20 protein-coding genes and 1 pseudogene are annotated in these 21,075 nt (G+C 72.1%); 12 read left to right on the forward strand and 9 right to left on the reverse strand.

What is annotated here, in order from left to right; translation table 11 throughout:
* From LK09_RS20200 to LK09_RS20210, 3 genes and pseudogenes are all read right to left on the reverse strand, one after another.
* Window positions 1-443 (reverse strand): annotated as a pseudogene (locus tag LK09_RS20200) (hypothetical protein); the annotation flags it as partial.
* Complete coding sequence (locus LK09_RS20205; protein ID WP_039403746.1) at window positions 440-652, reverse strand: hypothetical protein; 213 nt, start codon at window positions 650-652, stop codon at window positions 440-442. The pseudogene LK09_RS20200 and the gene LK09_RS20205, both read right to left, overlap by 4 nt.
* A gap of 411 nt (window positions 653-1,063) precedes the next feature.
* Complete coding sequence (locus LK09_RS20210; RefSeq protein ID WP_052227062.1) at window positions 1,064-2,146, reverse strand: S1C family serine protease; 1,083 nt, start codon at window positions 2,144-2,146, stop codon at window positions 1,064-1,066.
* Between the two features lie 90 nt (window positions 2,147-2,236).
* Here LK09_RS20210 and LK09_RS20215 point away from each other — a divergent pair, with 90 nt between their 5' ends.
* The 3 genes from LK09_RS20215 to LK09_RS20225 are packed head-to-tail and all read left to right on the forward strand — an operon-like array spanning window position 2,237 to window position 6,995.
* Window positions 2,237-4,210 carry a M13 family metallopeptidase gene (locus LK09_RS20215; protein ID WP_039403748.1) on the forward strand — a complete coding sequence of 658 codons (1,974 nt, stop codon included), beginning with the start codon at window positions 2,237-2,239 and terminating at the stop codon, window positions 4,208-4,210.
* Window positions 4,210-5,133 carry a serine hydrolase gene (locus LK09_RS20220; RefSeq protein ID WP_039403750.1) on the forward strand — a complete coding sequence of 308 codons (924 nt, stop codon included), beginning with the start codon at window positions 4,210-4,212 and terminating at the stop codon, window positions 5,131-5,133. Before LK09_RS20215 ends, LK09_RS20220 begins: the two co-directional genes overlap by 1 nt.
* A 44-nt stretch (window positions 5,134-5,177) precedes the next feature.
* A complete protein-coding gene (locus LK09_RS20225; protein ID WP_039403751.1) occupies window positions 5,178-6,995 on the forward strand; it encodes a thioredoxin domain-containing protein in 1,818 nt (605 codons plus the stop codon).
* 115 nt (window positions 6,996-7,110) lie between these two features.
* Here the strand turns inward: LK09_RS20225 and panB are convergent, their stop codons facing one another.
* The 4 genes from panB to purU all read right to left on the reverse strand — a co-directional run bounded on the left by panB (window position 7,111) and on the right by purU (window position 10,542).
* A complete protein-coding gene (gene panB / locus LK09_RS20230; protein WP_039403755.1) occupies window positions 7,111-7,959 on the reverse strand; it encodes a 3-methyl-2-oxobutanoate hydroxymethyltransferase in 849 nt (282 codons plus the stop codon).
* A gap of 2 nt (window positions 7,960-7,961) precedes the next feature.
* Window positions 7,962-8,807, reverse strand: a complete 846-nt coding sequence (panC, locus tag LK09_RS20235; RefSeq protein ID WP_039403757.1) for a pantoate--beta-alanine ligase — start codon at window positions 8,805-8,807, stop codon at window positions 7,962-7,964.
* Window positions 8,804-9,580: a DUF2520 domain-containing protein gene (locus LK09_RS20240; protein ID WP_052227063.1), complete on the reverse strand. Its 777-nt coding sequence runs from the start codon at window positions 9,578-9,580 to the stop codon at window positions 8,804-8,806. The genes panC and LK09_RS20240 overlap by 4 nt, the downstream gene beginning before the upstream one ends.
* An 89-nt stretch (window positions 9,581-9,669) precedes the next feature.
* The gene (gene purU, locus LK09_RS20245) at window positions 9,670-10,542 is read right to left on the reverse strand and encodes a formyltetrahydrofolate deformylase (protein ID WP_039403759.1); all 873 of its coding nucleotides are present in this window, start codon (window positions 10,540-10,542) and stop codon (window positions 9,670-9,672) included.
* A gap of 98 nt (window positions 10,543-10,640) precedes the next feature.
* Between purU and LK09_RS20250 the strand changes: the two genes are divergently transcribed.
* The gene (locus LK09_RS20250; RefSeq protein ID WP_052227064.1) at window positions 10,641-11,888 is read left to right on the forward strand and encodes an MFS transporter; all 1,248 of its coding nucleotides are present in this window, start codon (window positions 10,641-10,643) and stop codon (window positions 11,886-11,888) included.
* 158 nt (window positions 11,889-12,046) lie between these two features.
* Here LK09_RS20250 and LK09_RS20255 read toward each other — a convergent pair whose 3' ends face one another.
* Together LK09_RS20255 and LK09_RS20260 are read right to left on the reverse strand one after the other, a co-directional pair.
* Complete coding sequence (locus LK09_RS20255) at window positions 12,047-13,225, reverse strand: 4-hydroxybenzoate 3-monooxygenase (RefSeq protein WP_039403795.1); 1,179 nt, start codon at window positions 13,223-13,225, stop codon at window positions 12,047-12,049.
* A gap of 123 nt (window positions 13,226-13,348) precedes the next feature.
* Complete coding sequence (locus LK09_RS20260; RefSeq protein ID WP_039403762.1) at window positions 13,349-14,101, reverse strand: IclR family transcriptional regulator; 753 nt, start codon at window positions 14,099-14,101, stop codon at window positions 13,349-13,351.
* Window positions 14,102-14,195: 94 nt separating this feature from the next.
* Between LK09_RS20260 and pcaH the strand changes: the two genes are divergently transcribed.
* The 8 genes from pcaH (at window position 14,196) to LK09_RS20300 (ending at window position 20,989) form a co-directional block, all read left to right on the forward strand.
* Window positions 14,196-15,023, forward strand: coding sequence for a protocatechuate 3,4-dioxygenase subunit beta (pcaH, locus tag LK09_RS20265; protein WP_039403765.1), 828 nt, complete (start codon window positions 14,196-14,198; stop codon window positions 15,021-15,023).
* The gene (gene pcaG, locus LK09_RS20270; protein ID WP_039403768.1) at window positions 15,023-15,586 is read left to right on the forward strand and encodes a protocatechuate 3,4-dioxygenase subunit alpha; all 564 of its coding nucleotides are present in this window, start codon (window positions 15,023-15,025) and stop codon (window positions 15,584-15,586) included. The genes pcaH and pcaG overlap by 1 nt, the downstream gene beginning before the upstream one ends.
* Window positions 15,576-16,910, forward strand: a complete 1,335-nt coding sequence (locus LK09_RS20275) for a lyase family protein (protein ID WP_052227065.1) — start codon at window positions 15,576-15,578, stop codon at window positions 16,908-16,910. Before pcaG ends, LK09_RS20275 begins: the two co-directional genes overlap by 11 nt.
* Window positions 16,907-17,698, forward strand: a complete 792-nt coding sequence (locus LK09_RS20280; protein ID WP_039403770.1) for an alpha/beta fold hydrolase — start codon at window positions 16,907-16,909, stop codon at window positions 17,696-17,698. Before LK09_RS20275 ends, LK09_RS20280 begins: the two co-directional genes overlap by 4 nt.
* 115 nt (window positions 17,699-17,813) lie before the next feature.
* Window positions 17,814-18,209 (forward strand): 4-carboxymuconolactone decarboxylase, encoded by a 396-nt coding sequence (gene pcaC / locus LK09_RS20285; RefSeq protein ID WP_039403773.1) that lies wholly within the window; start codon window positions 17,814-17,816, stop codon window positions 18,207-18,209.
* Window positions 18,206-18,946 (forward strand): 3-oxoacid CoA-transferase subunit A, encoded by a 741-nt coding sequence (locus tag LK09_RS20290; protein ID WP_039403776.1) that lies wholly within the window; start codon window positions 18,206-18,208, stop codon window positions 18,944-18,946. Before pcaC ends, LK09_RS20290 begins: the two co-directional genes overlap by 4 nt.
* A 59-nt stretch (window positions 18,947-19,005) precedes the next feature.
* Window positions 19,006-19,659 carry a 3-oxoacid CoA-transferase subunit B gene (locus tag LK09_RS20295; protein ID WP_039403779.1) on the forward strand — a complete coding sequence of 218 codons (654 nt, stop codon included), beginning with the start codon at window positions 19,006-19,008 and terminating at the stop codon, window positions 19,657-19,659.
* A 154-nt stretch (window positions 19,660-19,813) separates the two neighbouring features.
* Complete coding sequence (locus LK09_RS20300) at window positions 19,814-20,989, forward strand: thiolase family protein (RefSeq protein WP_039403782.1); 1,176 nt, start codon at window positions 19,814-19,816, stop codon at window positions 20,987-20,989.
* The last annotated feature ends 86 nt before the right edge of the window (window positions 20,990-21,075 follow it).

Genomic DNA, 21,075 nt, shown 5'->3' on the forward strand with positions numbered 1-21,075 from the left:
CGTCGCATGGCGGTGCAGGGTCGGCGTTTGTCGACGGTGACCGGGGTTCCGGTGGTCGGGTCGGTGAAGATCCGGTACCAGTCGTCGGATCCGCCGGCGAGGTGTCGGGCGGTGTCGTCGTCGACGAGTCCGGCGCCGGGGATCTGCGCACCGCCGGACGTGGTGCCGGCCAGGGTGGAGGCGGGGATGGTCAGGTGCACGGTGGCTTGGATGGCGCCGAGTGCATCGCGGTGTTCGGGGGTGGTGCCGTGCCCGTCGGGGACGCTGGTGAGCAGCAGGTCCAGGGCGACATCGGCCATGATCTGCGCCCTCGTGCGCTCATCCGGAACGAAGGGAGTCGCGGCGTCGGCGTCGGTCTGGTTTTGGGTGTGGAGTTCGGTGGCGATGTCGGTGAGCCGGTTGTAGGTGCCTTCGATGTGGGCGGTGGGGCCGGTGATGATCAATTGCCCACCCCGGGTTCCAGGGTGCGTCTGCGTACCGTGCGGCGTTGCACGGCGTCGCGCACGCGTTGCTGGGTGCCGTCCGGGTCGACCCGGTCCACGATCACCCCGAGCGCGTCTTTCAGCTGGGCGGGGGTGAGCTCGGTGGCGATGTCCAACGCATACCCCTCGAACTCGGCCCGCAGTTCCGCGTCCTCGATCGGGCCGGCCACGTCGGTGATGGTGGACGCGTGCTGCGGGGACCTCCCGCATCGCCAACTGCGAGGTAGACACCACCGCACCGGTCTCGGCCCGGGAAGCGCGTTCGTGTTCTCGTCGCTGGACCAGGGCAGCGACCCCGGCGAAGAACCGGGTCTCGGCCGCGAACGCCACCGCGACCTGCGCGTGCGCTCCGCCGAGGTCTTCGACCAGCCGGTCCAGATCCGTCAGCACGGGGGTGAGGGGCGGCGTGCCGTGCTCCACGATCACCCTCCCGTCGTATGGATCTTCGAACGTGATATCTCAACACTATCGAACAAGAGTGCGGCACGCAAGTGGGTTGCAGGAGATCTCGGGCACGCTGCGTTTCGTCTCGGTCGCTGCGCTCCCTCGCTCAACGACCGGGGATGGGGCCCGCTCCCGGGTCAGAGGGTGACGGTCGCGGTGCGGGTCTCGCCGTCGCGGACGTACGTGACGTGCACGGTGTCGCCGGTGCGCGCCGTGAGCTCGAACATGCTCAGCGCGTCGGGGTGGTTCGCCGGATGCCCGTTGATCTCGGTGATCACGTCGCCGGGCTGGAGCCCGGCCCGGTCCGCCGCGCCGCCGGATGCCACCGTCTGCACGTACAGGCCCTCCGGCATCCCCCACGCCTGCGCCGTGTCGGCGGTGATCGGCACCGTGGACATGCCGAAGTCGGGGTACACCACGCGGCCGTGGTCGATGAGGTCGTCGGCGATCGACATGGCGCGATTGGACGGGACCGCGAATCCGATGCCGACCGACCCCCCTCCGCCCGTTCCCTCCGCGTTGGGCACGGTCGCGATCGCGGTGTTGACCCCGATCATCCGCCCGCGGCAGTCGACGAGCGCTCCGCCGGAGTTTCCCGGGTTGATCGCCGCATCGGTCTGGATGCCTCCGACGATCACCGCGTTCTTGCCGTTCTCGCCCGGCACCTGGGTGGTCCGGCCGAGGGCGCTGACGATCCCGGCGGTGACGGTGCTGGACAGCCCGAGCGGTGCGCCGAGCGCCACGACCGGCTGGCCGACGCCGACGGCGTCGCTGTCGGCGACGGAGATGACCGGGAGCCCGGAGGCGGCGACCTTCAGCACGGCGATGTCGCTCGTGGCATCCCGCCCCACCAGCGTCGCGGCATGCTGCTGCCCGTTGGAGAACGTCACGCTGATGTGCCCGGACGGCACGGCGGGTGCGATGACGTGGTTGTTGGTGACGATGTAGCCGTCCTTGCGCACGATCTCGCCGCTGCCGACGCTCGGCGCCGACCCGGTGACGTTCACGGTCACGATCGTCGGGAGCACACGGGAGGCCACGGACTTGGCGTCGCACGACCCGCCGGAGGTCGTCAGGGCGGCCGTTCCGCCCACCCGGCCCGTTCCGCCCAGCCGGGAGCCGAGCCAGCCGCCGCCGACCCCCAGGACGATCGCGATCGCCGCCGCGACCACCCAGATCACCCAGGCCCGTGGTCCTCGTGCAGGTTCCGCACCGCTCACGGGTGCGACTCTACGCGCCCCCGCGCGGCGGCGTCCGGCGGCCCCGTTCTCTCGGCGCGGCCATAGCCCGCGGAGTCCTATCCTGAGTGCATGACCTCTTCCTCCCGTTCCGGGATCGACACTGCTGCGCTGAGTGCCGAGATCCGACCCCAGGACGACCTCTTCCGCCACGTCAACGGCGCGTGGATCGAGGCGACCGAGATCCCGTCCGACAAAGCCCGCTGGGGCTCGTTCCACCTGATCGCCGAACAGGCCGAGAAGGATGTCCGGGCCATCATCGAGGAATCGCAGCAGGCCGAACCGGGCACCGAGGCCCGCAAGATCGGCGATCTGTACGCGAGCTTCATGGACGAGGCCCGCATCGCCGAGCTCGGCGTGGAGCCGCTGCGCGAGCAGCTGGCCGCGGTCGACGCGATCACCGACATCCCGGCGTTCCTCGCCGCCGTCGGCAACCTCGAGCGCGAAGGCGTGGGAGGCATCCTGCCCCTGTTCGTCGAACCCGACCCGGGAAACCCCGAGCGGTACGTGCCGTTCATCGTTCAGGGCGGCCTGTCGATGCCCGACGAGTCGTACTACCGGCTGGAGAACTTCGCGGCGACGCGCATCGCGTTCCGTCAGCACATCGAGCGGATCCTGGGCCTGGCGGGCGTGCCGGATGCCGCCGGCCAGGCCGACCGGGTGGTCGCCATCGAGGCGGATGTCGCCGCCCACCACTGGGACAACGTGCGCAGCCGCGACGCGGTCGCCACCTACAACCTGAAGACGTGGGACGAGGTGCAGGAGATCGTCGGCGTGGATCTTGCGCCGTGGCGGGATGCCGTCGGCGCCGGCTACGAGGGAGCCTTCGCCGAGGTCGTGCTGTACCAGCCGAGCTTCCTGGAAGGACTCGGCACGCTGCTGACCGAGGAGCGCCTCGAGGACTGGAAGGCGTGGCTGCGGTTCACGATCGTCCACGCCGCCGCGCCCTTCCTCACCGACGAGATCGTCGCCGAGAACTTCGCCTTCTACGGAACGCAGCTCACCGGCGTCCCCACCAACCGCGAGCGCTGGAAGCGGGGCGTCTCGATCGTCGAGGCCGCGCTCGGCGAGGCCGTCGGCCACGAGTACGTCGACCGGCACTTCCCGCCCGCGTCCAAGGACGCCATGGACGAACTGGTCGCCCACCTCATCGAGGCGTATCGCGCGTCGATCGAGAATCTCGAGTGGATGAGCCCGGAGACCCGCGAGCGGGCGCTCGCCAAGCTCGACGCGTTCACGCCGAAGATCGGCTACCCGAGGGTGTGGAAGGACTACAGCGCCCTCGAGATCGACCCGGCCGACCTCGTCGGCAACGTGCGGCGGGCGCACATCGTCGAGCATGACCGCCAGCTCGCGAAGATCGGCGGCCCGATCGACCGCGACGAGTGGTTCATGACCCCGCAGACCGTCAACGCGTACTACAACCCGCTGATGAACGAGATCGTGTTCCCGGCGGCGATCCTGCAGCACCCGTTCTTCGATCCCGAGCGGGATGCCGCGGCCAACTACGGCGGCATCGGCGCCGTGATCGGGCACGAGATCGGGCACGGCTTCGACGACCAGGGCAGCCGCTTCGACGGTGACGGCAAGCTGCACGACTGGTGGACCGACGACGACCGCGCCGCCTTCGAAGAGCGCACCAAGGTGCTGATCGAGCAGTACGACGCCCTGTCGCCGCGCGGCGAGAACGGCGAGCCGGTCGCCGAGCACGTCAACGGCGCGCTGACGATCGGCGAGAACATCGGCGACCTCGGCGGCCTCGGCATCGCGATCAAGGCGTACGCGATCGCGCTGGGCGGCCAGGAGCCGCCCGTGATCGACGGGTTCACCGGCATCCAGCGGCTGCTTTTGAGCTGGGGTCACATCTGGCAGCAGAAGGGCCGCGACGCCGAGACGGTGCGCCTTCTCACCATCGACCCGCACTCGCCGAACGAGTTCCGCTGCAACCAGATCGTGCGCAACGTCGACGCGTTCTACGACGCGTTCGGGGTGACCGAGTCCGACGCGCTGTGGCTCGACGCCCACCAGCGCGTCACCATCTGGTGATGCAGAACGCGGATCCTGCCGGATCCGACTCCCGCGCGGCCCGCACGGGAGCGGTCAACGCACGACGCAGCCCCGGGCGCCGTCGTCGCACGGGCTTCGTGCGGCCGACTTTCGCGCTGACCCTGAAGGCGCTGGACACCCTCGCCGAGTCGGGCGCCCAGGTCGCGGTGTGCATCCAGGACCTGGACCGCGGCGGGGTCATCCTCTCCGGCGACGACTACCGCACCCTCCCGATCGGCGGGCTGGGCGCGGTGCCGCTGCTCATCGAGGTCGCCTCGCAGATCGAGCTCGGCAAGCTGAACCCGCTCGAGATCATCGAACGGCCGGAGCCGGTCGAGGTGGGCGGGGTCTGGCAGCACCTGAAGGCGCCGGCCCTGCCCGTCAGCGACCTCGCGGTGCTCGCGGCATCCTCCGGGGATGCCGCGGCCACCAACGCCCTCATCGGACGCGTCGGGCTGGATGCCGTCCGCGCCCGCGCCGATCGGCTGGGCCTGAAGAACACCGCCCTGCTGGACGTCTTCCGCGACCGGCGCGGGCCCGACGACGCCCCGCAGCTCGCACTCGGATCGGCCCGCGAACTGGCGGGCCTGTTCGCGGCCCTGGTGAACTCCAAAGCGGTCTCGCCGGCCGTCAGCGCCCAGGTCGCGGAGTGGCTGACGCTCGGCCACGACCTGTCGCTGGTGGCCGCGGCGACGGGGCTGGATCCGTTCTCGCACGTCGAGGACGCCCACGGCATCCTGTTCCTCAACAAGACCGGGCGCGAAGCGGGCGTCCGGGCCGAGGCCGGGGTGCTCGCCGGACCCCGGGCCGGTGTCGCGTACGCCATCATCGTCTGCTTCGACGACCTGTCGATCATGCACCGGCTGCGCGCGACGGAGGCTTTCCGCACCCTCGGCACCGAGCTGATGGAGTACATCTTCTAGGGGCGGTCGGGAGCGCCCAGGGTTCATGGGGTAGACCTTCTCCTGTGAACGAACGCCTCTCGAACTCGGCGAGCCCCTACCTGCGGGCGCATGCGGCGAATCCCGTCGACTGGTACCCGTGGGGCGAGGAGGCGTTCGCCGAGGCGCGCCGGCGCGAGGTGCCGGTGTTCGTCTCCATCGGGTATTCGACGTGCCACTGGTGCCATGTGATGGCGCGGGAGTCGTTCGGCGATCCGGTCGTCGCGGCCGAGCTCGCCGACGGATTCGTCAGCGTCAAGGTCGACCGGGAGGAGCATCCCGAGGTCGACGAGGCGTATCTGGCGGCCGCGAGCGCGTTCACGCGCAGCCTCGGCTGGCCGCTGAGCGTGTTCACGACGCCGGACGGCCGGGCCTTCTTCGCCGGGACCTACTTCCCGCCCGAGCCGCGACCGGGTCTGCCGTCGTTCCTGCAGGTGCTCGCGGCGGTGCGGCAGGCGTGGACGGAGCGCCGCGACGCCGTCGACGCCGCGGCCTCCGCCGTGGTGGAGGCGCTCGCCGAGGCAGGCGGCGGGGCGGCATCCGACCTGCCGACGCTCGCGCAGCTCGCCGGCGCGGCGCGGCGCGCGGCCGACCTCGAAGACGCCGAGTTCGGCGGCTTCGCCGGGCCCGGAGCGGATGCCGCGAACCCGAAGTTCCCGATGGCGCCCGCCCTCGGGTTCCTGCTCGCGGCCGACGCCGGCACCCGGCCGGTGGCCGAGCGGGCGCTCGCGGCGATGGCGGCATCCGCCCTGCACGACGACGTCGACGGCGGGTGGTTCCGGTATGCGACGCGCCGCGACTGGAGCGAGCCGCACTACGAGCGCATGCTGACCGACAATGCGGGTCTTCTCGCGGTGGCGCTGGATGCCGGCCGCGACGACCTCGCGCGCGACGCGGCCGGGTTCCTCACCGGGGTGCTGCAGCAGCCGGCGGGCGGGTTCGCCGCCGCGCAGGACTCCGAGTCGTGGATCGACGGGCAGCGCAGCGAGGGCGGGTACTACCGGGCCGATGCGGACTCCCGCGCCGGGCTCGAGCCGCCCGCGATCGACGGCAAGATCGTCACCGGCTGGAACGGGCTCGCGATCGGCGCCCTCGCCCGCGCCGGCGCCCGGCTGGGGGATCCCTCGCTGGTCGCGGCGGCACAGCGCGCGGCGGACGCCGTCCTCGAGACGAACCTCGCTCCCGACGGGCGGCTGCTGCGGGCCTCGCTGGACGGCGTGCCCTCCCGGGCGGCGGGGACCGCGGAGGATGCCGGACTCCTCGCCGCCGGGCTCTGCGCCGTCGCGGCCGCCACGGGCGACGTGGCTCCGGCCGTGGCCGCGCGCGAGCTCCTGGCGCCGTTCGTCGACGCGGACGCGGCAGAGCTCGGCTGGGCGGACCCGGTGCTCGCCGCGCAGGGGATGCCGCAGCCGCCCGCATCCTCCGACTCCGACCATCCGCACGGCCCGGCCGCCCTCGCCCTGGGGGCCCTGTCCCTCTGGCTGCTGGGCGCGGGCGACGAGTACCGGGCGTCGGCCGCCGGCATCGTGCGGGCGCACGCCGGCCGGGCGCTGGCGGATCCGCTGTCGCACGGGTCGATACTGCAGGCGGCGGTCCTCCTCGCCCGCGGCCCGCGGCAGGTCGTCGTGGTCACGGAGGATGCCGGCGGCGCCCTGGCCGCCGCGGCCCGCGGCATCCCGTGCGACCTGCTGGCGATCGTGACCGAGACGCAGGCCGCGGCCTTCGCCGAGGCGGGCTTCTCGCTGTTCGAGGCCAAGACGCGCGTCAGCGGTCTTCCTGCGGTCTACGACTGCCGCGACTTCACCTGCCGGCTGCCGGTCACCGACCCGGCCGCCCTCAGCTGAGACCATCTTCGGGGACGGCCGCCGAGACAGGTCGTCGCCGCCGAGACCCGACGTTCGAGGCCCGGTCTCGGCGGCATCACCATGTCTCGGTGACCGGTGGACCGCCGACCCGGAGTCAGATGTCGGCGAGGAGGGCGCGCAGGCGGGATGCCTCGTCCTCCGACATCCCGTACGTGTGCTCGGGCGCGGGGTAGGCGCCGGAGCGCACCTCGTCGGCATAGGCGGCCACGGCATCCGTCATCGGCTGACGCAGGTCGGCGTACCGCTTCACGAACCGCGCCGCCGGGCCGCCGTAGATGCCGAGCAGGTCGTGCCACACCAGCACCTGGCCGTCGGTGGCATCCCCGGCGCCGATGCCGATCACCGGCACGTGCAGCTCCGGCATCATCGCCGCGGTCGCCGCGGCCGGGACCGCTTCGAACACGAGGGAGAAGCAGCCGGCATCCTGCAGGGCCAGGGCGCTCTCGAACACCGCCAGCGCCTCGTTCGCCGTGCGGCCGCGGGCACGGAACGATCCGGTGATCGCCGCGGTCTGCGGAGTGAGACCCACGTGGCCCATGACGGGGATGCCGGCCTCCACGATCGCGCGCGCCCGCTGCACCGTGGTGCCGCCCCGCTCGATCTTGACCGCGTCGCAGCCGCCCTCCTTCACGAAGCGCTGGGCGGTGGCGACGGCCTGCTCGTCGGAGGTCTCGTACGACCCGAACGGCAGGTCGCCGACCAGCAGGGGGGTCGAGAGCCCGCGCCGCACCGCGGCGGTGAGCATCAGCATCTCGTCCACCGTGACCGGCACCGTGCTGTCGTAGCCGAGCACGGTCATCGCCGCCGAGTCGCCGACGAGCACGACGTCGACGCCGGCCGCGTCGGCGATCTGCGCGCTCGGGTGGTCGTACGCGGTGACCATGACGATGCGCTCGCCCGCTGCTTTGAGTGCGGCCAGGCTCGAGACGGTGCGACGTGCCATGGTCAGGCCTCCAGGATGCGGTTGTCGATCAGTCGTGCCGCGCCGACCCGGGCGGCCACGAGCAGCAGGGCGGGGCCGTCCACGGCGTCGAGCTCGCGCAGGTCGTCGGGGGAGCGCAGCTCCAGGTACTCCGGCTCGATCCCTGCTTCCGCGAGCACGGCGCGTCCGGCCGTGACGACGTCGGCGGGATCCGTGACGCCGGCGGCGACGGCCGCGGCGGATGCCTCCAGCGCACGGTTCAGAGCCGTGGCGCGGACCCGGGACTCGGAGTCGAGGTAGACGTTCCGCGAACTCATCGCGAGCCCGTCGGGTTCGCGCACGGTCGGGCACGCGACGATCCGCACCGGCAGGTCGAGGTCGCGCACCAGCCGGCGGATCACGAGCACCTGCTGGGCGTCCTTCTGGCCGAAGTACGCGGCATCCGGCGACGCGATGTGCAACAGCTTGGTGACGACCGTCGCGACGCCGTCGAAGTGCCCGGGCCCGCGGCGGGCGCCGTCGAGCACCTCCGTGACACCGGACACGTGGATGCTCGTCGCGAAGCCCCGCGGGTAGATCTCGTCCACCGACGGTGCGAACAGGATGTCGGCGCCGGCCGACTCGGCCGCCGCGGCATCCTGCTCCTCGTGGCGCGGGTACGCGTCGAGGTCTTCGGTCGGGGCGAACTGGGTCGGGTTGACGAACAGCGACACCACGACGAGGCCCGTCTCGGCCCGGGCCCGGCGGACGAGCGACAGGTGCCCCTCGTGCAGCGCGCCCATGGTGGGGACGAGTCCGACGGTGCTGCCCTCGGCGCGGGCGGAGGCGACGGCGGCGCGCACCTCCGCGATCGTGCGCAGGATCCTCATGCGGTGCCTTTCGCCAGGTCCGCGGTCGCGGCGGTGAGTGCGTCGTACAGGGGGAGCAGGTCGGGGGAGACGGCGGCGACCGCGGCGCGCTGGCGCTCGACGGTCGCGACGTCGCCGCGGGCGACCGGGCCGGTGAGCGCCCGGTGCGGTCCGTCGGCCACCCAGTTGTCGATCGTCCGGCGCACGAGGGGCGCGAGGAGTTCGCGGGCCTCGGCGGCGGAGAACCCGGCGGTGGCGGCGACCTGCTCGGCGGCCGCGAGCAGGGTGACGCTGTAGTTGGAGGCGATCGACGCCGCCGCGTGGTAGGCGGCGCGATCCTCGTCGGCGATCACGACGGCACGGCCGCCGAGCCGCTCGGCGAGTTCGGTCGCGGTGGCGAGTGCGGCGGGCGTCCGGCCGGCGACCCCGAATCCGATGCCGTGGAACACGTCGGCCGTCTCCGTGCCGACGAAGGTCTGCAGCGGGTGCAGGCCGAAGTCGACGTCATCCAGCGGCGTGGCTCCGGACGTGTGGCCGATCAGGGCGCCGGGTCCGGCATCCGACCGGGCGGATGCCGCCGCCGCGGCGATCTCGGCATCCGGCACGCACAGGAGCACGGCGTCGGCCGCAGCGATGGGCTCGCCGTGACCGGTGGGCCCGCTGACGTCGATCCCGAGGTCGCCCAGCGCCCGGGACAGGACGGTGCCGAGCCGACCGGGACCGACGACGCTCGCGGTCGTGACGGTCGGGACGCGCGGGGGGCGCGGGTCGGGAGGCTGCGGAAGGGATGCCATGGCTGTACGCACGCGCACGGCGTCCGGGCCGGGGGGTGCGCTGTTGAGTATCCCCCGTTTGTGAACGAAGGGCAAAAAAGGCGAGGTGCTCAGAACACGATGGTGTGGTTGCCGTGGCGGATGACGCGGTCCTCCGCGTGCCACAGCACGGCGCGCGACAGCACCTGGCGCTCGACGTCGGCACCGCGGCGGGCGAGCTCCGCGGCCGAGTCGGCGTGGGTGACGCGGATGGTGTCCTGCTCGATGATCGGGCCCTCGTCGAGATCGCCGGTCACGTAGTGCGAGGTGGCGCCGATGAGCTTCACGCCGCGCTGCTTCGCCTTCTTGTACGGCTCCGCACCGATGAAGGCGGGCAGGAACGAGTGGTGGATGTTGATCACCGGCACGCCCACGGCATCCAGGAACTCCGGCGAGAGGATCTGCATGTACCTCGCCAGCACGATGAAGTCGACGTTGCCGGCGAGCAGCTCGATGAGCTTCGCCTCGGACTCCGACTTGTCCGGACCGGGCGTCGAGGGCACGTGGAAGAACGGCACCCCGAACGAGCGCACGTCGTCGGCGGAGGTCGTGTGGTTGGAGATGACCATCGGGATGCTGACCGGCAGATCGCCGCGGCGGTGGCGCCACAGCAGATCGAGCAGGCAGTGGTCCTGCTTGGATGCCAGGATCGCCATGCGCTTGGGAACGGATCGGTCCGCCAGCGACCAGTTCAGGTCGAACTCCTCGCCGAGGGTGCGGGCCAGATCGGCCTCGATCTCGGGCACGGCGACGGCGAAGTTCGGACGGTGGAACACCACGCGGCAGAAGTACGCCCCGCCCTCGGCGTCGTCCGAGTACTGGTCGAAGGTCACGATGTTGCCCTGGTTGCGGGCGATCAGGGCCGACAGCGCGGCGATGATCCCCGGCTTGTCCGACCCGTGGACGATCAGGCAGGCGTGGTCGGACTGGGTGTTCGCGGGCATGCGTCGATTCTGCCAGGCCCTACCGGGGAGGTCCTGCGTGCCGGGGCATCCGGCGTCTGTGATCCCGGATCCGCCGGGCACGGTAGATTTGGTATGCCATGACTGCCTCCGACCTCCCCGAAATCCCTGATCAGACGTCGGCGGCATCCCGGCACCTGCTGCCGCTTTCGCTCACGGCCCTCACCTTCGTCGTGGTGTTCGGCGCCGCGGAACTGCGCGCCCCGATCCTCTCGGTCGCGCCGCTCGCGCACCTCATCGAGAGCGAACTCGGGATCGGCGCGGCCACCGTCGGCCTCCTCACGAGCATCCCGGTGCTGTGCTTCGCGCTCTGCTCGCCGCTCGCGATCTGGGTGATCCGGCGCGGCGGAGCGGACTTCGCCTTCACGATCGCGATGACCGGCATCGTGGTCGGCACGATCCTGCGCTCGCTCGGCGGCCTGCCGATGCTGCTGGTGGGCACCGCGGTGATCGGCGCGTTCGTGACGATCGGCAACATCGTCATCCCCACGCTCATCGGCCGGGAGTACCGGGGCCGGCGCGCGCACACGATGACGGGTGTCTTCACCTCGTCGATGACGCTCGGCACGTTCGCCGTGACGATCGGCACCGCCCCCGCCGCCGCGGCGATCGGCTGGCAGGCCGCCCTCGCCATGTGGCTGGTGTTCGGCGCCGCCGCGCTCGCCGTCTGGCTGCCGCTGCGCGGCCTTCGCGACGCCGTCACCCCGCGCGGCACGGCGCGTGCCGTCACCGGCGACGACCACGTGCCGATGGTGCGCCGCCGCACCACTTGGCTGCTGGCCGCCGCCTTCGCCGGTCAGTCGTTCTCGTTCTACGCCGCGACGGCCTGGCTGCCGTCGATCGTCGGAGACCTCGGCTACTCCGACTCGGTCGCCGGGGTCATCGCCGCGATCTTCCAGATCTTCGGCGTCATCGGCAGCCTCCTCACCCCGCTCGTGGTGAGCCGGGCATCCGCCCGCGTGGTGCTCGTCGTGGCGGGTCTCTTCTGGCTCACCGTGCCGCTCGGCTTCCTGCTGCTGCCGCACGGCTGGGTGGTGTGGTGCGTGCTGGGCGGTCTCGCCCAGGGTGCCGGGATCACGATCATCTTCGTGCTGATGAACGGCTTCGGCGGCACCGAGCACGTGCTCGCGGAGCGCTCCGGCATCGTGCAGGGCGCCGGCTACGCGGTCGCCGCGACCGGGCCGCTGCTGCTCGGCGCGCTGCACCAGGTCTCCGGCGCGTGGGCGCTGCCCGAACTGGTGCTGCTGGTCACCGTCCTGATGTTCGCCATCGCCGGCCTCGTGTCGGCCCGGCTGCTGAAGCGCGGCGTCGAGGTCGAGACCGGCTGACCCCGGGCATCCCCGGGACGTCGCGGGCGGAGGGGATCCGGCGGGCGGAGGATGTCGCGGGCGGAGGAGATGGGACCGGCGGAGGGCCGATCCGCGTGGATGCATCCTCCCTTCGTCTCAAACCCTCCCGTCGTCGCATCCCGCCGACCTTCCCCGAATCAGAAGGTCGCGTGCGGCCAGCCGGTGTACGCCTCGGCGAGGTACTCCCGCCCCGCGCGGGACTCGACGACGGTGCGCAGCTCGGCGTGCCGGCGGCGGTCGTCGAACTCGGATGCATCGGGCGCGCTGTGCAGCATGCTCGTCATCCACCACGAGAAGTGCTGCGCCTTCCAGATGCGCGCGGATGCCGTCTCGGCGTAGCGGTCGAGGAGCCCCTCGTCGCCGCGGTTCAGCAGCGCGTCCAGCGCCTGGTGCAGCAGCACGACATCGGCGACGGCGAGGTTCATGCCCTTCGCCCCGGTGGGAGGGACCGTGTGGGCGGCATCCCCGGCGAGCACCACGCGCCCGGCGCGCAGCTGCCGGGCCACGTAGCTGCGGAACCGCAGCACGTCGCGCTGGAAGATCGGACCCTCGCTGAGCGTCGTCCCCGGCACGCGGGACTGCAGGATGTCCCAGATCTCGCGCTCGCCGAGGGCGTCGGGGTCGGCATCCGGATCGCACTGGAAGTACATGCGCTGCACGCTCGGGCTGCGCTGGCTGATCAGCGCGAATCCGGCATCCGTCGTCGAATAGATCAGTTCGTCGGCGCTCGGCGGGGCTTCGCAGAGGATGCCGAACCACGCGAACGGGTACTCGCGGAAGTACCCGCCGTCGGGGCTGACGGTGCGGCGGACGACGCTGTGCGAGCCGTCGGATCCGACCACGACGTCGGCGGTCACGTCGAGCACGGTCCCGTCGGCGCTCGTCGCGTGGACGTGCGGGGTCGTCGAGTCGGCCTCCGTGACGGCGTCGACCGTGGTCTCGAAGCGGATGTCCTGCCCGGCGGCGAGCCGGGCGGCGATGAGGTCCTTGAGCACCTCGTGCTGCGGGTAGAGCCACACGCCGCGCCCCACCAGGTCGGCGAAGTCGATGCGGTGTCCGGCTCCGTCGAAGCGCAGCTCGACGCCGTCGTGGCGCGAGCCGACGGTGAGGACGCGGTCGGATGCCCCGGACTGCGTGAGCAGCTCGACGGTGGCCTGCTCGAGGATGCCGGCGCGGATGGTGTGCTCGATCTCGTCGCGGGAGCGGCTGTCGAACACAATCGAATCGATGCCGGATGCCTGCAGCAGGTGCGACAGCAGCAGGCCGGCCGGTCCGGCGCCCACGATGGCGACCGGCGTGCGAACGTCAGTGGTCATGCCGCCCATTGTGCGGTGCCGAGTCGGCCGACTGGTTGACGGCTCCCATTGATCGGGAAACAACCCACCACCCCCGGTCGCTGCGCTCCCTCGCGGGGCGACCGGGGTGGAGGCCCGCAGACCCTACCCGCGGTAGCCCAGCGCGCGGCCGGTCTCGCGCGCCGCGTGGTATAGCTCGAACAGGGCGATCTCGACCTGCGCGTCGCGGGGGAGCACGGCCGACAGGGCGGCGATCACGCCGCCGGTCTCGTCGCGCACCGGCACCGCGACGCCCGTCGAGACGGCCTCGATCGATCCGGGGGCGACCGCGTGGCCCACCCGCCGCACTTCGGCGAGCTTGCGGCGCAGCGCCGCAGGGTCGGTGATCGTCTCGGGCGCGAGCGGGCGCAGGGGGGATGCCAGCACCCGTTCCTGCAGCGACAGCGAGCCGAACGCGAGCAGCACCAGCCCCGAGCTGGACGCGTGCAGCGGCAGGCGCCCGGCGACCCGGGTGACGTTCGAGCCGGATCCGGGACTGGACAGCCGCTCGAGGAACAGCGCTTCGTCCTGCTCGAGGATCGCGAGCTGGGTGTGCTCGCCGATCCGGGCCTGCACGCGCTCCATGTGCGGCATCGCCGCCTGCCGCAGGCGAAGCGCGTGCGACGAACGGGTGGCCAGCTCCCACAGGCGCATGCCGATGCGGATGCGCTTGTCGTCGTCGCGCTCGAGCAGTCCGGCATCCACCAGCTCGCCCACCATCCGGTGCGCGGTGGCGCTCGGCAGTCCCGCGCGCCGGCCGATCTCGGTCGCGGTCTGCACGGTGCGGGTCGGGGTGAAGGTCTCGAGCACCCGGAGCAGGCGGTCGGTGACCGAATCCCCCGACGATGAGTTGGCCATGCGCCCAGGATGCCACAATGCATTCCCATTGGGTGGGAAACTCCGGACGGACCTCGGATGCTGCGGCATTCTGGTTCACGTCGAAGGAGCACCCATGACGATCGAAGTCGACCGGCCGACGGCCGCAGCCCCCGAGTCGCTGCTCGCCTCGCCCGACATGCCCCCGCAGGCGCAGATCACCCAGGAGATCCGCGACCTGCACGCCGAGTACGAGCGCCGCGAGGCGGCCGGCGAGCAGCTGCCCGCCACGATGCACGACTTCGCTCCGTACCGGTCGAGCATCCTGCGGCATCCCACCAAGAACCCGAAGCTCGTCGACCCCGAGACGATCGAGCTGCTCTCGCCCGCCTTCGGGCAGCGCGACGTCGCGGCCATCGAGTCCGACCTCACCCTGCAGCACGCCGGGGAGCCGCTCGGCGAGCGCATCACCGTGCAGGGGCGGCTCCTGGACTCGTGGGGGCGGCCGGTCCGCAACCAGCTCCTCGAGATCTGGCAGGCCAACTCCGCCGGCCGCTACATCCATCAGCGCGACCAGCATCCCGCCCCGCTCGACCCGAACTTCACCGGAGCGGGGCGCGTGGTCACCGACGACGACGGCGGCTACCGGTTCACGACCATCAAGCCGGGCCCCTATCCGTGGAAGAACCACGTGAACGCGTGGCGGCCGGCGCACATCCACTTCTCGGTGTTCGGCAACGCGTTCACGCAGCGCATCGTGACGCAGATGTACTTTCCGGGGGATCCGCTGTTCGCCCTCGACCCGATCTACAACTCGATCCGCCGGCAGGACGACCGCGACCGGCTGATCGCCGCGTACGACCACGAGCTCACGGTGCCCGAGGTCTCGATGGGCTACCGCTGGGACATCGTGATCGACGGGCCGGATGCCACGTGGTCCGAGCCCGAGGAGGGGGAGCACTGATGCCCGCCGAGACCGAGCGCCCCCTGCGCAAGACGCCGGGCCAGACCGTCGGCCCGTTCTTCGCGTACGGCACCGAGTACCCGAAGATGCACCAGGTGGTGCATCCCTTCAGCCCGGGCGCGATCGTGCTCGGCGGCACCGTGTTCGACGGCGCCGGTGCCCCCATCCCCGACGCCATGGTCGAGATCTGGGCGCCCGACGCCGACGGCACGGTCTCGCGGGCGCGCGGCGCGTTCCGCCGCGACGACCACACCTTCACCGGGTTCGGCCGGTCGTTCACGACCGACGAGGGGCACTACGAGTTCTGGACGCGGGATGCCGGGGCCTCCGGCCGGAGCGCACCGTTCTACGCGTGCATCGTCTACGCCCGGGGCCTTCCCGACAAGCTGCACACGCGCATCTATCTGCCCGACGACGAGCAGGCGCTCGCCGCCGATCCGCTGCTGCAGTCACTCGCCCCCGAGGAGCGGGCGACGCTCGTCGCGACGCGCACCGCCGACGGCGGCCTGCGCCACGACCTCCGCCTGCAGGGCGAGGGGGAGACGGTCTTCCTTGTCTTCTGAATCGCCCGTCGACCACGGCCTGCTGTCGCCGGTCACCGCCGGACACGACGACCTCGTGTCCGATCGGGCGGTGCTGGTCGCGCTCGTCGAGGCCGAGGTCGCGCTCGTGCGCGCCTACGGCGACGTCGGCCTCGCGCCGCAGACCGCGGTGGATGCCGCGTCGCGGCTCGACCCGCACGCCGTGGATGCCGCGGCCCTCGCCGGCGCTGCGGTGGTCGGCGGCAACCCGGTGATCCCGCTCGTCGGGACGCTCAAGCAGGCCCTCCCGGAGGATGCCCGCGCGTGGCTGCACCGCGGCGCGACCAGCCAGGACATCCTCGACACCGCCCTGATGATCGTCGCGGCGCGGGCCGTGATCCGGGTGCGCTCGTCGCTGGTGCAGACCGCCGAGGCGCTGCGGCGGTTCGCGGCATCCCACCGCGACGACGTCGTCGCCGCACGCACCCTCACCCAGCATGCGGTGCCGACCACCATGGGACTCCGCGCGACGACGTGGATCCGCGCGATCGACCGGGCACTGGGCCGGCTCGACGCCCTGGAGCTCCCCGCGCAGCTGGGCGGCGCCGGCGGCACCCTCGCGTCGTTCGTCGAGATCACCGGGAGTTCGGATGCCGCCCGCGACCTCGTCGCGGCCTTCGCTCGCCATGCCGGCCTCGCCGCGGCGGACGCCCCCTGGCACGTGACCCGCTGGCCGGTGACCGAACTCGGCGACGCGCTCGTGCAGTCGGTGGATGCCGTGGGCAAGCTCGCCGCAGACGTCGCCACCCTGGGGCGCACGGAGATCGGCGAGCTCGCCGAGGGGTCCGGCGGCGGGTCGTCCGCGATGCCTCAGAAGCAGAACCCGGTCGCCTCGGTGCTGATCCGCTCGGCGGCGCTGCGCGCGCCGGGTCTCGGATCCACCCTGCATCTTGCGGCCGCGCTCGCCGCCGACGAACGCCCCGACGGGGCGTGGCACGCCGAGTGGCCGACGCTGCGCGAGCTGCTGCGTCTTGCGCTCGGCGCGTCCGCGCACGCGGCATCCCTCGCCGACGGACTGCGGTTCGACGCCGACGCGGCCGCGCGCAACCTCGCCGCGACCGGCGGCCTGGTGCTTTCGGAACGGCTCTCGATCGTCCTCGGGCCCGTTCTCGGGCCGGACGCGGTCGCCGGCATCGTCGCGGAGGTCGGCAGCGGGGCGGTTCTCGCCGACGCCGTCCGCCGCGCCCTGGCCGCGGGCGACGCCGACCTCGACGTGGCCGCGCTGCTCGATCCGGCCGGATACACCGGGCTGGCGGCATCCCTCGTCGACGAGGTCACCACCGACGAGCGGGAGGAGCCCGCATGATCCCCGTCCTCGCCGCCACGGATCCGATCGGCCCGGAGGACGCTCCCGTCCTGCTGCTCGGCCCGTCGCTGGGCACCTCGTCGATCCTCTGGGATCCGGTCGCTCCCGCCCTGTCGGCCACCCACCGCGTGGTGCGCTGGGACCTGCCCGGGCACGGCGCCTCCCCGGCGGCGCGGGAGCCGTTCTCGGTCGCCGACCTCGCCGATGCCGTCGCCGCGTTCATCCACGACCTCGACGCGGGCCCGGTGCGCTACGCCGGGGTGTCGCTGGGCGGCGCGGTGGGCCTCGAACTGGCGCTGCGGCATCCGCAGCTCGTCACCGCCGCCGCCGTGCTGTGCTCGGGTGCGGTGATCGCCACGCCCGACAGCTGGACCGACCGGGCCGCGAAGGTGCGCGCCGAGTCGACCTCGGCGATGATCATCGGCTCGGCACAGCGCTGGTTCGCCCCCGACGGCCTCGCGCAGCATCCGGAGCACACCGGCCGGCTGCTGCATTCCCTGCAGGATGCCGACGACGAGAGCTACGCCCTGTGCTGCGAAGCGCTCGCCGCGTACGACGTGCGCGACCGGCTCGGCGAGATCGCGGTTCCGCTGCTGGCCGTGTGGGGCGCGCACGACCAGGTGACCCCGGAGGCCTCCGCCCGCGAGATCGCCGCCGGCGTGCAGCACGGACGCGCGGTCGGGATTCCGGATGCCTCGCACCTCGCCCCCGCCGACGCCCCCGTAGCCGTCACTGCGCTGCTCGTTGACTTCTTCGAGCGGTCCTCAAGCGAACCTCCCGGTCGTTGAGCGCCCTTCGTCTCGCTTCGCTCGCTCAGGAACCGCGCAGCGAGACGAAACGCGCTCAGGAACCGCGCAGCGAGACGAAACGCACCGACCACCCTGCATGACAAGGAACCCCGCGATGACCACCGAACGCCTCACCGATCAGGCCCGTCACGACCAGGGCATTACCGTGCGTCGCGCCGTGCTCGGCGACGCGCACGTCGACCGCGCCGTGGCCGGCACCACGGAGGTCACCGCCGACTTCCAGGACTTCATCACCCGCGTGGCGTGGGGCGACGTGTGGTCGCGCCCGGGACTCGACCGCCGGTCGCGGTCGGTCGCGGTGATCACCGCGCTCATCGCGCTCGGGCACGAGGAGGAGCTCGCGATGCATCTGCGCGCGGGACTGCGCAACGGGCTCACCGTCGACGAGATCACCGAGGTGATCCTGCAGTCCGCGATCTACTGCGGCGTCCCCGCCGCCAACACCGCGTTCCGCATCGCGAACCGCGTCTTCAGCGAGGAGCAGTCATGATCGACAAGACGGTGCCGGATGCCGCGGCCGCCGTGGCCGGGATCGGCGACGGGGCCACGGTGATGATCGGCGGTTTCGGCCGCGCGGGGCAGCCGGTGGAGCTCATCGACGCGCTCATCGCGCACGGTGCGACGGACCTGGTGATCGTGAACAACAACGCCGGCAACGGCGACACGGGGCTGGCGGCGCTGCTGGCCGCGCGGCGGGTGCGCAAGATCATCTGCTCGTTCCCGCGGCAGTCGGATTCGTGGGTGTTCGACGGCCTGTACCGGGCGGGGGAGATCGAGCTGGAGCTGGTGCCGCAGGGCAACCTGGCCGAGCGGATCCGGGCCGCGGGTGCCGGCATCGGCGGGTTCTACAGCCCGACCGGTGTGGGGACGCAGCTGGCCGAGGGCAAGGAGCACCGGGAGATCGACGGCCGGCAGTACGTGCTGGAGTATCCGATCCGCGCCGACTTCGCCCTGATCAGCGCGCGCAAGGCCGACCGCTGGGGCAACCTCGTCTACCGGGAGACGGCCCGCAACTTCGGCCCGATCATGGCATCCGCCGCGGACACCACCATCGCGCAGGTCGACGAGCTCGTCCCGCTCGGCGACCTCGACCCCGAGACCGTGGTCACCCCCGGGATCTTCGTGAACCGGGTCGTCGCGGTGGGCGAGCGACGCTGGCTGGATGCCGGCGCCTTCGTCGGCGGCGTCGACCTGGAAGGCAACACCCTCGAGGAGGTCCCGGCGTGACCCAGATTCCTGCCAATCACACCCAGACCCCGGTCACTGAGCGAGCGGAGCGAGACGAAGTGACGACGCCCACCACCGTCACCCGGCAGCAGCTCGCTGCACGGGTCGCGGCCGACATCCCCGAGGGCTCGTACGTGAACCTCGGCATCGGCGCCCCGACCCTGGTGGCGAACTACCTGCCCGCCGATCAGGAGATCATCCTGCACACCGAGAACGGGATGCTCGGCATGGGCCCGGCGCCCGAGCCCGGCCGGGTGGATCCCGACCTCATCAACGCCGGCAAGCAGGCGGTCACGGCGCTGGCCGGGGCATCCTATTTCCATCACGCCGACTCGTTCGGGATGATGCGCGGCGGGCACCTGGACGTGTGCGTGCTGGGGGCGTTCCAGGTGTCGCAGGGCGGCGACCTGGCGAACTGGTCCACCGGGGCTCCGGGTGCGATCCCCGCGGTCGGCGGGGCGATGGACCTCGCGATCGGCGCGAAGTCCGTGTATGTGATGACGGATCTGCTGACCAAGACCGGCGAGTCGAAACTCGTGGCATCCTGCTCGTATCCCCTCACCGGCGTCGCCTGCGTGACGCGGGTCTACACCGACCACGCCGTGTTCGACGTGACCGATGCCGGATTCGCGGTGCGCGAGTCGTTCGGTGCGACGATCGACGAACTGCGGCAGCTCACCGGCCTCGACCTCGTGGACGCCCGGGCGCGCTGACCCTCCCGTTCCGCGCGCTGAGCCTGTCGAAGCGCACGATCACCCGGCCGACTTGCCCTTCGACAGGCTCAGGGCGCATGATCCCGACATCCCCGACCCCGCGCTGAGCCTGGCGAAGCGCACAACGCCCAAGACCACCCCCAAGGAGCCCGAGATGACCCGCACCTACGTGTACGACGCCGTGCGCACCCCGTTCGGCCGCGCCGGCGGGGCGCTGTCCGGCATCCGCCCCGACGACCTCGCCGCGACCGTGATGCGCGCGACCGTGGAGCGCACCGGGCTCGACCCGGCGCGCATCGACGACGTGATCTTCGGCGACGCGAACCAGGCCGGAGAAGACAACCGCAACGTCGCCCGGATGGGCCTGCTGCTGGCCGGTTTCCCGACGACGGTGCCCGGGGTGACGGTCAACCGGCTGTGCGCGTCGTCGGTCGAGGCGGTCGTGCAGGGTTCCCGGGCGATCGAGGCGGGGGATGCCGATGTCATCCTCGCCGGCGGCGTCGAGTCGATGAGCCGGGCGCCGTTCGTGGTGGAGAAGTCCGCGCGCCCGTTCCCGTCGGTGGGCAACCAGACCCTGTGGAACACCGCGATCGGCTGGCGCATGATCAACAAGCGCCTGCCGAAGGAATGGACGATCTCCAACGGCGAATCGGCGGAGAAGATCGCCCGCGAGTGGGGGATCGGGCGCGACGAGCAGGATGCCTTCGCCGTCCGGTCCCACCGGCTCGCCGCCGCCGCGTGGGCGGCCGGGGTCTACGACGCCGAGACCGTGCAGGTCGAGGGCGTGACGCTGACCCGCGACGAGGGCATCCGCGACGACACCTCGGTCGAGAAGCTCGCGGGGCTGAAGGCCCTGTTCGCCGCCGACGGCAACGGGTCGGTCACCGCGGGCAACTCGTCGCCGATCAACGACGGCGCCTCGGCGGTGCTCCTCGGCCGGGAGGGCGTCCTGGCATCCGACCCCCTGGCGGTCATCACCGGGCGCGGAGCGCACGGCGTCGACCCGGACGTGTTCCCGATCGCCCCGATCGAGGCCGCGAACAAGGCCCTCGCCCGCGCCGGCCGCACGTGGGCCGACGTGGATGTCGTCGAGCTGAACGAGGCGTTCGCGTCGCAGTCGATCGCGTGCGTCCAGGGCTGGCCCGACCTCGACCCGGAGAAGGTCAACATCCACGGCGGCGCGCTCGCGATCGGCCATCCGCTCGGGGCATCCGGCGGCCGCATCATCGGCCACGCCGCCCACGAACTCGCCCGCCGCGACGGCGGGGTCGCCGTCGCCGCCATCTGCATCGGCGTCGGCCAAGGCCTCGCCGTCGTCCTCGAACGCTGACCCGGGCGTCGCGCTCGCGGTCGCGAGCGGAGGTGATGGGGTGGCGGGAGGATGCCTGGGCCTGTTGGGTCCTCCGCCGTCCTCAA

It is taken from the genome of Microbacterium mangrovi (assembly GCF_000802305.1).
Lineage (GTDB): Bacteria > Actinomycetota > Actinomycetes > Actinomycetales > Microbacteriaceae > Microbacterium > Microbacterium mangrovi.

Coding starts and splice junctions, on each gene's coding strand:
- LK09_RS20215 (WP_039403748.1), top strand. CDS start 2,237: ATGACCTCTTCCTCCCGTTCCGGGATCGACACTGCTGCGCTGAGTGCC.
- LK09_RS20220 (WP_039403750.1), top strand. CDS start 4,210: ATGCAGAACGCGGATCCTGCCGGATCCGACTCCCGCGCGGCCCGCACG.
- panB (WP_039403755.1), bottom strand. CDS start 7,959: ATGGCACGTCGCACCGTCTCGAGCCTGGCCGCACTCAAAGCAGCGGGC.
- panC (WP_039403757.1), bottom strand. CDS start 8,807: ATGAGGATCCTGCGCACGATCGCGGAGGTGCGCGCCGCCGTCGCCTCC.
- LK09_RS20240 (WP_052227063.1), bottom strand. CDS start 9,580: ATGGCATCCCTTCCGCAGCCTCCCGACCCGCGCCCCCCGCGCGTCCCG.
- purU (WP_039403759.1), bottom strand. CDS start 10,542: ATGCCCGCGAACACCCAGTCCGACCACGCCTGCCTGATCGTCCACGGG.
- LK09_RS20250 (WP_052227064.1), top strand. CDS start 10,641: ATGACTGCCTCCGACCTCCCCGAAATCCCTGATCAGACGTCGGCGGCA.
- LK09_RS20255 (WP_039403795.1), bottom strand. CDS start 13,225: ATGACCACTGACGTTCGCACGCCGGTCGCCATCGTGGGCGCCGGACCG.
- LK09_RS20260 (WP_039403762.1), bottom strand. CDS start 14,101: ATGGCCAACTCATCGTCGGGGGATTCGGTCACCGACCGCCTGCTCCGG.
- pcaH (WP_039403765.1), top strand. CDS start 14,196: ATGACGATCGAAGTCGACCGGCCGACGGCCGCAGCCCCCGAGTCGCTG.
- pcaG (WP_039403768.1), top strand. CDS start 15,023: ATGCCCGCCGAGACCGAGCGCCCCCTGCGCAAGACGCCGGGCCAGACC.
- LK09_RS20280 (WP_039403770.1), top strand. CDS start 16,907: ATGATCCCCGTCCTCGCCGCCACGGATCCGATCGGCCCGGAGGACGCT.
- pcaC (WP_039403773.1), top strand. CDS start 17,814: ATGACCACCGAACGCCTCACCGATCAGGCCCGTCACGACCAGGGCATT.
- LK09_RS20290 (WP_039403776.1), top strand. CDS start 18,206: ATGATCGACAAGACGGTGCCGGATGCCGCGGCCGCCGTGGCCGGGATC.
- LK09_RS20300 (WP_039403782.1), top strand. CDS start 19,814: ATGACCCGCACCTACGTGTACGACGCCGTGCGCACCCCGTTCGGCCGC.